General features: G+C 35.2%; 10 protein-coding genes. 1 reads left to right on the top strand and 9 read right to left on the bottom strand.

Annotation, left to right across the window (positions count from 1 at the left end):
* Positions 1-4 precede the first annotated feature (4 nt).
* The 7 genes from ACLRVU_RS04100 to acpP all read right to left on the bottom strand — a co-directional run bounded on the left by ACLRVU_RS04100 (position 5) and on the right by acpP (position 5,347).
* A complete protein-coding gene (locus ACLRVU_RS04100; RefSeq protein ID WP_412890795.1) occupies positions 5-949 on the bottom strand; it encodes a beta-ketoacyl-ACP synthase III in 945 nt (314 codons plus the stop codon).
* A 1-nt stretch (position 950) separates the two neighbouring features.
* On the bottom strand, positions 951-1,433 hold the full coding sequence (locus ACLRVU_RS04095; RefSeq protein ID WP_412096601.1) for a MarR family winged helix-turn-helix transcriptional regulator: 483 nt from the start codon (positions 1,431-1,433) through the stop codon (positions 951-953).
* Positions 1,417-2,367, bottom strand: coding sequence for an acetyl-CoA carboxylase carboxyltransferase subunit alpha (locus ACLRVU_RS04090; RefSeq protein ID WP_147549761.1), 951 nt, complete (start codon positions 2,365-2,367; stop codon positions 1,417-1,419). The genes ACLRVU_RS04095 and ACLRVU_RS04090 overlap by 17 nt, the downstream gene beginning before the upstream one ends.
* The gene (gene accD, locus ACLRVU_RS04085; RefSeq protein WP_412890794.1) at positions 2,368-3,240 is read right to left on the bottom strand and encodes an acetyl-CoA carboxylase, carboxyltransferase subunit beta; all 873 of its coding nucleotides are present in this window, start codon (positions 3,238-3,240) and stop codon (positions 2,368-2,370) included.
* Positions 3,240-4,592, bottom strand: coding sequence for an acetyl-CoA carboxylase biotin carboxylase subunit (accC, locus tag ACLRVU_RS04080; RefSeq protein WP_412890793.1), 1,353 nt, complete (start codon positions 4,590-4,592; stop codon positions 3,240-3,242). Before accC ends, accD begins: the two co-directional genes overlap by 1 nt.
* An 8-nt stretch (positions 4,593-4,600) precedes the next feature.
* Complete coding sequence (accB, locus tag ACLRVU_RS04075; protein WP_412890792.1) at positions 4,601-5,050, bottom strand: acetyl-CoA carboxylase biotin carboxyl carrier protein; 450 nt, start codon at positions 5,048-5,050, stop codon at positions 4,601-4,603.
* Between the two features lie 69 nt (positions 5,051-5,119).
* A complete protein-coding gene (gene acpP, locus ACLRVU_RS04070) occupies positions 5,120-5,347 on the bottom strand; it encodes an acyl carrier protein (RefSeq protein ID WP_147549772.1) in 228 nt (75 codons plus the stop codon).
* 383 nt (positions 5,348-5,730) lie between these two features.
* Between acpP and ACLRVU_RS04065 the strand changes: the two genes are divergently transcribed.
* On the top strand, positions 5,731-6,183 hold the full coding sequence (locus ACLRVU_RS04065; RefSeq protein WP_412890791.1) for a hypothetical protein: 453 nt from the start codon (positions 5,731-5,733) through the stop codon (positions 6,181-6,183).
* Positions 6,184-6,207: 24 nt separating this feature from the next.
* On the opposite strand, the gene ACLRVU_RS04060 is transcribed toward ACLRVU_RS04065, so the two are convergent.
* Together ACLRVU_RS04060 and ACLRVU_RS04055 are read right to left on the bottom strand one after the other, a co-directional pair.
* Positions 6,208-7,347: a hypothetical protein gene (locus tag ACLRVU_RS04060; RefSeq protein ID WP_412890790.1), complete on the bottom strand. Its 1,140-nt coding sequence runs from the start codon at positions 7,345-7,347 to the stop codon at positions 6,208-6,210.
* Positions 7,348-7,485: 138 nt separating this feature from the next.
* Positions 7,486-13,629: an InlB B-repeat-containing protein gene (locus ACLRVU_RS04055; protein ID WP_412890789.1), complete on the bottom strand. Its 6,144-nt coding sequence runs from the start codon at positions 13,627-13,629 to the stop codon at positions 7,486-7,488.
* Between the last annotated feature and the right edge of the window lie 379 nt (positions 13,630-14,008).

Below are 14,008 nucleotides of genomic sequence, written 5' to 3'. Positions count from 1 at the left end.
CCTTCTACCATTCAAATAGTGTTGCGCCCCAAGTGAGTCCTGAACCAAATCCAACACAAATAATTTTCTGATTTTCTTTTAATAATCCCTGTTCATTCATTTCTGATAATGCCATTGGGATGCTAGCTGCTGAGGTATTTCCATATTCCTGTAAATTCATGAAGAATTTACTAGGATCAGCCTTTAATTTTTTATACACATGTGAGATGATGCGGTAATTTGCCTGATGACATACCACATAATCAATTTCATCAAGGGTTAATCCGCTTTGACTAAGTAGGTTTGCAATCGATTTATTAATAGCGTCAACAGCAAATTTGAATACTTCACGTCCATCCATATAAAGGCAGCCTTCTGTTTCATTATTGAAAGTTCTGCCTTTACAATAAAGCGCTTCTTCATTTCCCGTTGAATTATTATAACTGTAGAATAAGCGGTTATCACTTCCCTCTACAATGGCAGCTCCGGCCCCATCACCAAATAAGATACAAGTTCCACGATCCTGCCAGTCAATTAATTTAGAAATGACTTCACTTCCGATAAGAATCGCATATTCATCTTTTTGAAGCATTCCTTTGATGATGTTTAAACTATAGACAAAACCGCTGCAAGCCGCATTAATGTCAAATGCCATGATTTCTTGGTCGTTCAAGCCTAACTTCTTTTGGACGATACACGCCGTTGACGGAGTATAGTCATCCGGAGTAAAGGTCGCTACTAAAATATACTTAATCTTAGAAGTATCGATCTGCCCTTTTTCAATCGCATCTTTTGCCGCTAAATAAGCTAGCTCCGATGTATTTTGATCAACAGATATATGACGGTTAGCAATCCCGGTTCTGCTTTTGATCCATTCATCACTGGTTTCTACCACTTTCGCTAAGTCATCATTGGATACCACTTTGCTTGGTGCATAATGTCCTGTTGATAAGATTTTGATTCCTTTCATTCTATTTCTCCACTTCGTATTTATATTTGATATCATTAACAAATCCACTTAATTTAGAAAGCAGATCTATCAAATGATCCTCTTTCATCAATTCTGCAGAATCACATACTTGTGATACCATTTCTTCTTGAAACGCATTATGCAAAGCAAAAATATCTTTTCCTTTAGTCGTTAAATACACATGTTTATAACGACGATCATAATTATCTTCTTTACGTATGACATAGAGCTTCTTTTCTAACTTTTTTACTGAGGTTGTAATCGTTCCATTGGTTAAGCATAAGCGTTCTGCAATAGAACTCATAGTTGGATTTTCATCTTTTGCAATAGCGTTAATAATATTAATTTCGGACATCGACAGGTCTTTGATTCCAGCTCCTTTAAAATACTGATGTTCAACGGAGATCGCGTCACTTAACAGATTTGACAATAAATCACTGATGATCTCTTTTTGTACAATCTTGCGATTATTCTTCAAATCCATTACCAATCTCCCTGAACTTATGATAGCGTTCATCTAATATCTGTGATTTTCTTTTCTTTGTCAATTCTTTCAGTTCAGATTCAAGATATTGCTTAATCTGTAAGAATACTAACTCTTTATTATTTTGAATTCCGCCGACAGGTTCTTTAATAATGGCATCAACGATATGCATATCATAGAGATCTTTCGCTGTGATTTTCATCAGTTCACTTGCTTCTTTTGCTTTTGAACTGTCTTTATAAAGAATAGAAGCAAATCCCTCCGGTGATAAAACAGAATAAACTGCATTTTCCAACATAACAATACGATTCGCTACACTCAAGGCTAAAGCTCCGCCGCTCCCGCCTTCACCGATAACGATTGAGATGATTGGAACACTTAACATGGACATTTCCATGATCGATCTGGCAATTGCTTCTCCCTGACCATGCTTTTCAGCTTTGATACCCGGATATGCACCAGGTGTATCCACAAAGGTAATAATCGGACGATTGAATTTTTCTGCCTGTTTCATTAAACGCAGGGCTTTGCGATATCCTTCGGGACTTGCCATTCCGAAATTGCACTGCACGTTTTCTTCTACGCTTTTTCCTTTTACGGTTCCAATAACCGTTACCGGCAGATCATTAAACATTGCAATACCACCATAAATAGAGGCATCATCACGATATAAACGGTCTCCATGAATTTCAATAAAATCATCAAAGATGTCTTGAATATATTCTTTTACATTTGGACGTCCGACATGGCGTGCTAAATAAACACGATCATAAGCATTCATTGATCCATAAGCTTCATCTAAAATCTTTTGTTTAGATTTCATTAGTTCACTTCTTGTTCCATCAATATCAATTCCCTGAATTTTAAGATCCTCTAGTTTTAAAAGTTCTAATTCGATTTCTTTAATCTTTATCTCTGCTTGTTGTAATGACATTTATCTCCCTCCCAAGGTATGCATCTTTAATAGCTTTGCCAAAGTCTGACGCATCTCTTTTCTTTCTACGACTATATCGATAAATCCCTGTTTAAGCATAAATTCAGATCTTTGGAATCCTTCCGGCAGCTTTTGATTAATCGTTTGTTCAATGACACGGGGACCGGCAAATCCAATCAGTGCATTGGGTTCAGCAATAATAATGTCCCCTAAAGAAGCAAAGGAAGCTGTTACGCCGCCGGTAGTTGGATGAGTAATATAAGAAATATACAGCAGACCTTCATTTTGATGCTTAGCAATCGCTTGAGACGTTTTTGCCATCTGCATTAAAGAAATGATTCCCTCCTGCATTCTGGCTCCTCCGGAAGCACTGAAGATGATTAAAGGTAATTTCTTTTTAGTTGCATATTCTGCGGCACGGGTAATCTTTTCACCCACGACGTTCCCCATGCTCGCCATTAAAAAGCGACTGTCCATAACGGCAATAACTGCTGGCATCCTATCGATTTTTCCTACTCCGGTAACAACAGCTTCATTTAACCCGGTTTTTATTTGCAGATCCTTGATCTTTTTTTCATAGTTGGGGAACCCGATTGGATTGGTAAATTTCATTTTTCCGTTTAATTCTTTGAAACTTCCTTTATCTACTAAGAATTTTAATCTTCTTTGAGCCGATATTTTTAAATGTTCATGACAGTGCGGACATACATAGAACTGTTCTTTTAACTCTTGTCTAAGCAGTGTTTCACCACAGTTTGTACACTTTACATAAATCCCTTCAGGAACATCTTTTTTTTCCGATTTAAAATTTTTATTTCTAAAAGCTTTAAATATATTTAATTTTTCTTTTCTCTCTTTAAATAGTTCTTCCATTATCTCACCATTTCATCTAAGTTATTTTCAATAAAACTTGTGGTAAAGTTACCTTTAATATATTCAGGGTGATGTAAGATCAAATATTGTAATTCCTGAGTAGTTTCTACACCGTTGATTACAAGTTCTTCCAAGACTCTTCTCATTCTTCTGATTGCTTCCAAACGATTATTTCCATGCACGATGACCTTTGCGACCATTGAATCATAATGAGATGTCACACGATATCCCTGGTACAGTGCTGTATCAATACGAACACCTAATCCTCCCGGAATATGCACACTATCTACAATTCCCGGACATGGTCTGAAATCATGCTTGAAGTCTTCCGCATTGATACGGCACTCAATAGCATGTCCATTTAACTTGATTTCATTTTGTTTAAGCGACAAAGGCTGATTTGAAGCAATACGGATTTGTTCTCTGATTAAATCAATGCCGGTAATCATTTCGGTTACTGGATGTTCTACTTGGATACGTGTATTCATCTCAATAAAATAGTAGTTTCCTTTATTATCTAAAACGAATTCGATTGTCCCGGCATTAGCATAATTCGCTGCTTTTGCTGCTTTCACTGCATCTGCTCCCATTTTTTCTCTTAATAAAGGCGTTAATGCCTTAGAGGGCGCTTCTTCAATCATTTTTTGATTTCTTCTTTGGATAGAACAATCTCTTTCTCCTAAGTGAACAACGTTGCCGAAATTATCCGCCAATATTTGAAATTCGATATGCTTTGGATCAACAATCAGTTTTTCAATATACATTTCATCATCATTGAAGCATGCTTTTGCTTCTGCTCGGGCAGTTTCAAAGGCTTGGGTAATCTCATCTTTCGAGAAGGCTTTACGCATTCCGCGCCCACCACCGCCGGCGGCTGCTTTAATCAAAACAGGATAACCGATTTCATCTGCACAAGTAACTGCTTCTTCCGCATTTTTTATGCTTCCCTTACTTCCGGGAACGACCGGAACTTTTGCGCTGATCATTAATTTTCTAGCCGCTGATTTATTCCCCATCATGTCGATAACATCTCCGCTTGGACCGATAAATGTCATTCCGCATTCTTCTACTAATCGTGCAAAGGTCGCATTCTCAGATAAGAAGCCAAATCCCGGATGAACGGCATCACAGCCTAAGGCCGTCGCCGCCATTAAGATATTCTTCATATTTAAATAGCTGTCCATCGCTTTAGGACCACCCACACATACAGCTTCATCTGATAATTGAACGTGCAGAGATGTTTCATCTGCCGTTGAATAAATGGCAACAGTCTCAATTCCTAATTCATGGCAGGTACGTATAATGCGAACTGCGATTTCTCCTCTATTTGCGATTAAAATTTTCTTAAACATATTCTCACCTATCCTTGGATGCTCATCAATACTTGATCAAATTCTACTAAATCCTCATCTTTAACTAAAATACTTGTTACTGTACCACTGATTGGCGCTTTAATTTCATTCATAACCTTCATTGCTTCAATGATACATAGTGTATCTCCAGCATTAACATGACTTCCCACTTCTACGAATGATTTTGCTTCCGGTGAGTTTTTAGAATAGAACACACCTACAAGCGGTGCTTTCACCATTTCTCCGCTGAAACTTTCTTCTTGCACCGGTGCTGACAAAGCAGGAGCTGCAGGAACTGGCTGAGAAGGCATTTGCATGGCAGGTGCCTGAGTCATCACTACTTCTTTTATATCTTCTTTTTCTAATTTAATCTTTATATCATCAAATTCTACATCCATTTTATGGATATCAGAATCAGAAAACTTATCCATTAATTCCTTAATAATATCTAACTTCATAATATTCTCCTTTGTGTTTTGAACTTCAAACTATTATTTTAAAAAAAAGTTTACTCGAAAGAGTAAACATTATTTATTTGTTTCAATGTAATCTACAATATTTTTAACTGTCTGCATTTGTGTAGATACATCATCAGGAATCTCGATATCAAATTCTTCTTCGATCGCCATGATCAATTCTACAGCGTCCAGTGAATCTGCTTCTAAATCGTCTTTTAAACTTGCCTCTAATGTAACTGCATCTGCATCACAGCTTAGTGAATCCACAATAATTTCTTTTACTTTATCAAATACCATAAGTTTATTCCTCCTCGTTAGTAACAAAAGCATTATAGATGATTTGAAGTTAAAAGTAAATAGTTTGAAGTTCAAAAAGTTATTTTTTTATACTTTATTTTTCGTCATTTTATTTCATTTATCAAACTAATATTAAATTATATTGATATATAGAGGGTATTTTCATATTAATAAAATTACTGAAAACTAAAAAAGGACTATAAAAAGAAAGGGGTACCACTTTCTTTTCTTCTTATTTTACTGAAAAATTGCTTAGTTTATATAAATAAATAGAAAACTATCATGTCTAATAAGCAATAAATTTGTTTGGTATTTAGGGATAGTTTATTTTTACATTTCTCTCTTTTTCGATTATAATAGAGACTATGGAAAGCAGGGTGGTTATGAAAAAAGTATTTCAGAAACAGTTAGAAGAACTTGGATTTATTCGCTGCAATCATTGTGGTCATTTTGCCCCTGGGTACATAGATACTTACAATACCCAAAAGACATTACTGGGATTTCCACTCTCCAAAGTATCAAAAGGGTTTGTTTTGCGATGTGATAACTGTCACCATGAAGAAATGATCGATCGTGATCAGGTGCAGGATTATATTAAACAAACAAAAGATACCCTTCCTTATAAGCAGCAGCTAAAAATATGGAAGCAAATATATACAGCACATAAGTATTTATCTGCCGATGATGATCTTTCTAAAGATTTAGGTCCTTTCTTTGAAGCCGTAAAAAAAGAAGCATGGGCAAATATTCCTTTTGAAATCAATGAAAAAGATTTCAATTATATTTTTAATGCTTATCTTACAAACCTAACAAAATCAAGCAAAAAAGAAAAGTAACCCGTGAGTTACTTTTTTGTTTCATCAATTTAGCTGGTTCTTTTCTTTATTATAGAGATATTCATCAACTTCCTCATCTGTGACCGATTCAATAAAATCTAAGAAACCATTAAAATCATCTTCCGGTGACAATCCTGTCTTATAATGATACGCCCTTTCTAACTTTTTCATAGTATCAATCTGAAGTCCGCTCAATACATCACTCATACGGCTTACCGGATAACCACGGGCTGCCCATGTATTCAAAGTTTCTCCCATCTCATCACAAAGATCCATCAATTCAAAGAACTTATCTGCATTCCTTTCATAATGAGGATAATGATTATAAATATACTTTTTGATCATATTTTTATCCAATAAGAGGTTTGTTACATTCTGAATAAGATTTAAAAACTGGTCTTCATAGAAATAACTATTGATTTCCCTCATGCGTTTTAATAAGCGCTGCAAGGAATCATTCTTATAATTCAGTTCATAAGCAGCGTAGTCCATAATTTCATTATAGTTAAACTCATATTTTGGTAAAGCTAATACATCAATATACACATCAAGGAAGTCAGCTACTTCTTCTACATCATAGTAAGTAAAAAGGGTGACCGGAATATTATCATATGTAATCTCAAGAATCGCTATGCGATGACCAAAATAATCCGATGATTCAATAATAGACTCGATCTGTTCATTCGTATAACAGCTTAAATAACGGTGAATACAATCATAAAATTCTTCTTTCGTTAAAATGCCATAAGCATTGCATAAACCGATGCAGACTTGCTGTAGCTCTAATATTCTCTTTCCTTCTGCCGTATTTATTTTTTCTACCACCCTTTTTATGGCATCATAAAATTCATCATAAATATAAATTTCATCTGCAAAATAAGAAAAGCTAATTAAAAGTTTACTTGATAACTCGCTGACCAGGGTTTTATTTTCATCGGTTAATATTTTTTCCTCATTCTCCACAATCTTTTTTAATAAGTTAATTTCTTGTGCGGACAAGGCATAAAATAAATGATCATTAATATTATAGTAGGCAACAATTGTTTCCAGCATTCTTTTTCTAGTAATTTTTTCATAAGGAAGCGGTTTATCAATAGTTGTTGAATAATAATCATATAAGTTCTCTTTATCAAAACGATTTGCCCAGGTATATATAGATTTCATTGGTCTCACCTCTTACTTTTATTCTATCATAGCTATTAGTTGAGGTGTAGTATTTTATATTTAATCCTTTCTAAGGTTAAATTATACTAACCTTATTAAAAAACACCAAAGATAAATTATTCTTTGGTGTTTTGATAGTTATTTTATTAGTTTTTCCTTTTTCTTAGTCAAACCAAAGTATATAGCACCTGCCATTGAGAAGAATGCTAGGTATGCCCAAACATTTGAAACTCTATCTGAAGTATCTACCCCGTCATTTTCAGTAACAATAGGTATAATTGTAATATCGACTATGCCGTCATAATCACTGTCTATATTAACATCTGGTTTTCCATCTCCATCTGCATCAATGTTGGTATCCGGTTTTCCGTCCCCATCTGTATCAATGTTAACATCCGGTTTGCCATCTCCATCCGTATCGATGTTCACATCCGGTTTTCCGTCTCCATCAGTATCGATATTGACATTTGGTTTTCCGTCTCCATTGGTATCGATGTTGACATTTGGTTTTCCATCTCCATCGGTATCGATGTTGACATCAGGTTTTCCATCTCCATCAGTATCGATGTTGACATTTGGTTTTCCATCTCCATCAGTATCGATGTTGACATCCGGTTTGCCATCTCCATCGGTATCGATGTTGACATTTGGTTTTCCATCTCCATCAGTATCGATGTTGACATCAGGTTTTCCATCTCCATCAGTATCGATATTGACATCAGGTTTTCCATCTCCATTAGTATCAATGTTAATATCCGGTTGATTATCCCCATCGGTATCAATATTGACATTTGGTTTTCCGTCTCCATCGGTATCGATATTCACATCCGGCTTGCCATCCCCATTTATATCTATATTAATATTTGGATTAGCTGTATCATAACCCGGATGAATAATACCGTTTGGATAAACATCCTGATTTGGCTTCCAATTATCATCAACACCATCTTTATTTATATCAATGGCTGGTCGATAATAATCTGTATCCCCTACACCATCGCCGATAGTATCTATACTTGTATCAGGCTTCCAAATGCCATCCTTATTTCCACCTTGTCCGCTTGGTTTCCATACACCGGTATTATCTGTATCAATATTAATATCTGGTTTTCCGTCTCCATTGGTATCAATGTTGATATCCGGCTTGCCATCTCCATCAGTATCGATATTCACATCAGGTTTACCATCTCCATCTACATCAATATTGACATCAGGTTTTTTGCCTAAAACAACTTTGACAACATGATCTGAAGAAATTTGATCAAAATTAATATTTCCATTCCCTGTATCACTAATAAGATCGGGTCTGCTTACTCCATCTACAATAATATCGCGAATTTCATAACCGTCTTCCGTTACTGACCAGTTGACATCATGATTTGCACCATTTGTTACTGTTGTGCTGTTTGATATCGTTCCAGGTCCGCCAACGATTTCTGTAATAATATTGAAATTATCAGTATTATCAGGCGGAGTTAAATCATTTACCTCATCATTGTTAGGTAATTCCGTTCTTTTGACAATAACTTCTACATCTTTATTTTCATTAAGATTTTCCAATGTAATAGAGTTGCCATCATAAGGAACAGAAACTCCATTAACTTTAACATCTGTTACTTCATATTTATTAGAATCAATATCCCAAGTCACGGTTGTTGACCCTGCATGTCCGTTATCAGGATCTACATGGAATATTCCTGTACCGTCAATCGCTCCGACACCGCCAGAAATATTTCCGGTAACGTTGATCAGTTGATCATCTTGAGGAAGCTCACTGATATCATTTGCAAAGTATACCTCAATGATATGATCCTGCTGAATGGCATTAACACTAACATGTGCTTTAGAATCATTTGCCTCTTTAACTTGGATATCTGTCAGATCCGTATACATTGCTCTTGCAGATCTGTAATATATTGCCGGAGCTGCTTCAAATTTCACTTCACCGTCGACAACGATTTTAACAATTTTTGTTCCATCTCCTGGCTGCCCGATAATTTGTTCATAATCTTGTTCACGATAAAGCGTTTTTGATTCGGAAATAGTTCCATTTCCATATTTAATCGTTTTAACATGATATAAATCCGGTTTTAAATAAACTTCTACTTTTTGATCTTTATCAATATTTTCTAATTGAACTTTTTGATCATCCTTACTGATTTCCTGACCGTTTACAACGACTTTATCAATAACATAAGTGGCATAGTCATCAGAAGATTTGTCTTCGGTTGTTTGGTACACTGGGTTCCATTCAACATCATAGCTGCTTCCTTTTTCTACAACACTGCCACCGGTAATAGTTCCCGGTCCGCCAATCAGTTCTGTTACGACCTTAACGGAATCTTTGTCATAAATAGACGGAATGCTTTCTCCATCCTTTGAAAAGTAGACATCTACAACATGATTTGCAGATATATTTTTGAAATCAATGTTTCCTTGTTTTATTTTCTCATCATCTAATTTTACCCCATCAACAAATACCTGATAAACACGATATCCGTTCTGGGCTTCCCATGTCACAAGTTCATCACTGTTCATTTGTACAACTTTACTTGGACTTGTCACTGTGTTTTCCGGATGTACAGTATCCCCACCATATTGATTTACAGTTAAAGTATAGTATCCCAGTGTACTGTTACCACCGATGCTTGGTAAGCGGTCAACCGTAATAATGACTTCATGATTTGCCGCAATACCTTTGAAATCAATATTTTCTGTATCCAATGGGTATTCTTTTCCATCAACTAAAATAGAGGTAATATAATATTCACTGTCAATCTGCCATTCAACTTTGTGATCTTTACCTTTTAATACGGTCATTGTCGGAGTAATCACTGTACCGCCAGTATCGCCTACTACTTTCGTTTTAACAGTATAGTAGTTCCCCATATCCGGCTGATCTCCACTGCTTGCACTAAATATTACCGAAACTTCATGATGAGAAGCAATATCATTAAATGTAATACTGTTTTTAGATAATAAATCATCTCTTACAATACCATCTACAATAATTCTTGAAGCCTTGTGTCCGCCGTTTGGTGACCATGTAACCGTCTGACTGCTATACTCTTTCACACTAGCTGAAGGAGTAATAACCCCGTTAACTGCTTCTGTATTAATATTGAAATAACGGTCATAGTATAATTTTAATACAAGTTTTCCATCTCCTGTGACTGTTCCCGAAGTAACATTCATAGAGAGATCAGGATTATACCAGTATCCGCTAAGTCCTTTAATATCACTGTCAAGAGTAGATACAGTTGAATCCGTTGTTCCTGTTCTGTTTTCTGTCAGCTCATCTAATCTCTGGTACCCATTATCCCCTTTAACAAAGTATTGAATCTTATATTGAGTATCTGAGTTTGCGATCCAATGTGCAGTTAAGGTATGATCTGTTTTGCTGTAAACGGCATCACCTTCTGCTTTTTTATCACCTGCTTCATCATACCAGCCATCGAAAGTATACCCTGATCGGCTTGGTGTATTTAAAGCTCCATAAACATTTTGACTTGAAGCATAAGATTTATCATTAATCTGACTTCCACCGTTAGAATCAAAATGCACAATATATTTACTTGTATCTTTTTGCCAAACAGCGTATACCGTATAATTCTCTGCCGGCATTGTGACTGCACCTAAGTCTGTTCCTTCAACATTCTTTGCCCAACCTTTAAAGATATAACCTTCTCTTGTTGGTAAAGAGGTTCCCTGATAGTTATTACCAGCTTCATCTTTTAATGTTTCGTTTTTTATGTTGCTTCCAAAATTAACTGTTTTTTCTTTCAGCTTCCCTAAAGCTCCGCCATTAGCATCAAATTTTAGTTTATAGCTATTAATACTCCAATTAGCCTGTAAGGTTAAATCACTGTTCGCTTTCTGATCAGTTACTAATGTATTGACTAATGTCCAATGACTGAAATTATATCCTGTTTTTGTAGGAAGGTCATCACCTGAAAGTAAGTGATCGATAACTAAACTTCCTTTAGGGACTTCAATCTGAATCTGATCCCCATCAGCAAAGCTTCCGCCATTGGCAGTAAATGTCAGGATCACTTTTTCTGTTGTATAAACGGGATGCAAAACAAGATTGTCAGAGACTATTGTTTCCGGTCCTACTAAATTATCTGATTCATCTGCCCATCCGGCAAAGTGTTCATTTGGATTATCTGATTCCACTGCATCCGGTAGCACTCCTAATTTATCTCCGCTTAATACATAGTAATCATCTTTAATATTACCGTCGAAAGCTACATTAAATGTAGTAAATGTTTTCGTAGTACTATTTCCACATTCATCCCATGAAGTAATGGTCAAATTATCTGCGGTCAGCGGAACGTCAAAAGAAGTACTGTGAGCTTCTTTATCCAATGTAATGATATTTCCATCATTCACCTGATATTTTAATACACCACTACCTTGATTTTCGATCAAAGTTACTCCATCACTGTCAATTCCCCAGCCTTGATCAGTCAAAGTAATCTTTGCTTTAGATGACTGTCCTAATGCATTAGCTGTGATATTAGGTCCGGCAGTATCTTTATAGGCAGTAACAAAGGTTTGATATGTACTTGATTCAATTCCGGCGCTATCTTTAACAATTAATTCAAAGATATATTTTCCCTGCTTTGAATCTTTATTAAAAGTATAGGACTTCAATGAATCCGGACTAGTTACAAAACTATTAGTATCTAAAACTACACTATTATCAGGATCATAAACTTTTAATTTCCATCCTGTCACCGTTTTGCCTTCTGCCGCCTTTGATTTATCACGTATTTTTAATTTAACGATATCACTATTTTCTTTTAAATGTTGTAAATGAACCGTTAAAACCTGATTCGCTTTTTGTGAATCTTCTACGATAATAAAATCTGATATCGGTTTATCTTTTTCCTGCAAAATTTCTACAGGTATAAATTTTTCTTTATCGTTATATTTTTTAGCGATAAATTCGGCAATCTGATTGACATAATTTGCATCTGTTGCATATAACCCATTGTCTGGTCCGATTCCTGAACTCGAATCGGTTGGTTTTGTTAATACATTACCATCATCAGTATTACTGATATAAAAGATTTCATTCTGATTTAAACGCTTGATCCCTTCAAGATATGCTTCTTCATCTTCAGGCACACTAGGATCATTGTTTGTCCCGGTTAAATTGATGAAATATTTGTACTCTGCTTTTTCAGAATATTGAGTATTTTTTAAAGCATCAAAAGCATTTGCTTCATACGTCATTTCCAAATCGGAATATACAAATGATGTAAGCTCACTGCACCCATGAGATTTATAAGCGATCATCGGACCAAATCCGTTATATCCGGAATTTGGAATAGAGACACTTCCTCCAAATAATGTCTGTAGTTCGGAAAAAGTACCATCACTTTTATAATTACGCTGTTGAACAGTTAACTTATTTGATTGTAAATCAACATCTATTCTGGATTTTTTTGTTGTAGCATCTAAGCTGAAAGTTGTTTTACTTACTGCGCTTCCATAAAGTGCCGTTATTGATGCAGTATTAATTGCTGATGCATCAATATTATTTATTTTTAAAATATAGATATTTCCAGCTGTTTGTGAAGTAAACTGATAAAATAATAAATACCCATTCAATTTACCGTTTACAATACCACTGTTGATAAAAAATCCTGTTCCTTCAAGTGTATGATTTCCAACACCTTTAGCGTCAATATCAAAGCTAAAAGTCCTTCTGGCATCACTTGGGGCTGGATAAATCATATAATCCACTAATGCCTGTGTTCCATATCCGGCAAAAATCATCTTTGCCTTACCGGCAGCATCTTTTGATGATGCGATATGCTGTATAAAATATCTGCACGTTGTCGGTGTTGTTGCTGCAAATTCTTTTTCAATTGTTGTTGGATTGGTTCCGCTGGCAGACGAATTATCTGCTTGACGAAATGGCTGTTTACTACTGTCTAAGCCTAATTTATTATATTCATTTTGATTTAAATAGTGGTCATAGACATACCACCCCGATGTATCCGTCGTATCAATTTTCATTGCTGATGAAATGATACGAAATGTCCCCGGCTCTAAGCCTTGTTCAATTAATTGTTGTTCTAAGTCTGATTTGAAATCCTGAAAAGTCCCGGGATAATCAGCTGGTACATTGACCATGATATCAATAACCGGATCAGGGTTACTAATGGCTTCATTGGCTTTTATGGGATTGCTGATAATTAAACTGCATACCATAGAAAAAGCCAGCATAGTACCGACTATTATCTTTTTCAGTCGGTTAGATTTAAACATTTTCTCTCACACCTTTCTGTTTCTTATTAATACAAATTTCCCATAATCTCTTATGTCTAATAAACCTCACCTCGATAATTTTATTTTAATCTTCTAGTTTATTATTGGTTTAACGTCAAAAAGTACACTACTTGAAATTACTAATTTTAAAGGTTCAAATTATCCTATAATCGTAAATTCATACTAATTTAGTACATTTTTATGCATAAATTAACATTTGACTTTGTGATAATCGTGTGATTAAATATAGTTGATTATTGGATAGTTAATTAGTTCACAAAGTGTACTTTATGAACGATAATTTGCAAAAAAAGAATATTTCAATAGTTTTATAATTTATTTAAAGTGCAAAAACCCAGTCTTAATAGATTGGGTTTTA

The sequence above is a fragment of the Beduini sp. genome (assembly GCF_047239305.1).
Classification (GTDB): Bacteria; Bacillota_I; Bacilli_A; order Erysipelotrichales; family Coprobacillaceae; genus Beduini.
This window is presented reverse-complemented; position numbering and strand designations above follow the sequence as displayed.